This is a genomic window from Halomonas sp. AOP7-B1-5 (assembly GCF_052353045.1).
Classification (GTDB): domain Bacteria; phylum Pseudomonadota; class Gammaproteobacteria; order Pseudomonadales; family Halomonadaceae; genus Vreelandella; species Vreelandella colorata.
The window spans coordinates 1-911 of record NZ_JBQTDC010000118.1 but is presented as its reverse complement, the minus strand read 5'-3'; the positions used below and the strand labels follow the sequence as shown (position 1 = coordinate 911).

Below are 911 nucleotides of genomic sequence, written 5' to 3'. Positions count from 1 at the left end.
CAGTATCTACTTTTATAATGACGCTTATCCTGGCCTCATGAGTGGTTTGATGAGTAAGCTCCAGGTAGGGCCATTGTTTAAACAACGACTCGTCTATCGCGTGCAGGAGTTCCAGTGGCATTTGTTACCGTTAATGGGCGTTTAAAATGCTAAGTGATATGACTGCTACTGGAAAGAGGCTAGGCCCGGAAGATTTGGAACGAGCTGAGAATGAGCTGGGATATGAATTGCCTGTTGCGTATAAAAAATTTTTATTAAAATATAACGGAGGCGTGCCGCTAGAAAGTTATATTGATTTTGAGGCTGAAAAATTAAATCTGCCAGGTGATGAGGTGAAAAAGTTTTATGGGCTGAATGCAAAGCCAGCAAATGATATTCTCTATAAGATGAAAGAGGTTGGTCATAACCTTCCATTAGGTCTTGTTTTTATTGCAAATACTCATGGGGGTAACTTTTTTCTACTGTCGTTGCGAGATGACTCTTATGGGCATATCTTTTACAAAGATCATGAATTCGAAGATAAGTCTCCTTTTAACCCGAGTAACAATATACTGCCCGAAAGCATCATAAAGGTATCTAATACCTTTAGTAGTTTTTTAGATGCCCTTTATGAGGATGATGAATAATTTAACTTGAAATCTTTATTTTAAATAAAACCATGCTGTAATTGAGTATAATATTTAAATGGTTCAGCAAGAACACAGAAGGTCTCTTATACTCATAAGGCCCAGAGCTTAGCAGGTGGTTACGGCAGCATAGCCCTGTATCGGCCATGATATTTTAGTTTTTTGAAGAGTGACCCGGACCAGCCACTGATCACCGGGCGCACCTATCACGCCTCGGATATTCCGCCGTACCCACTGCCGGCCAACAAGACCCGCACGGTCATCCGCACCCAAAGCCACAAGGCC

The 911-nt window shown here is 41.5% G+C and carries 1 protein-coding gene and 1 pseudogene; both read left to right on the top strand.

The features are described from left to right. Positions 1-146: 146 nt before the first annotated feature. Entirely contained in the window at positions 147-626 is a 480-nt protein-coding gene (locus ACT3XD_RS19640) for an SMI1/KNR4 family protein (RefSeq protein ID WP_192539968.1), read from the top strand. 156 nt (positions 627-782) lie between these two features. Then, a pseudogene (locus tag ACT3XD_RS19635) lies at positions 783-911 on the top strand (bacteriophage T4 gp5 trimerisation domain-containing protein); the annotation flags it as partial.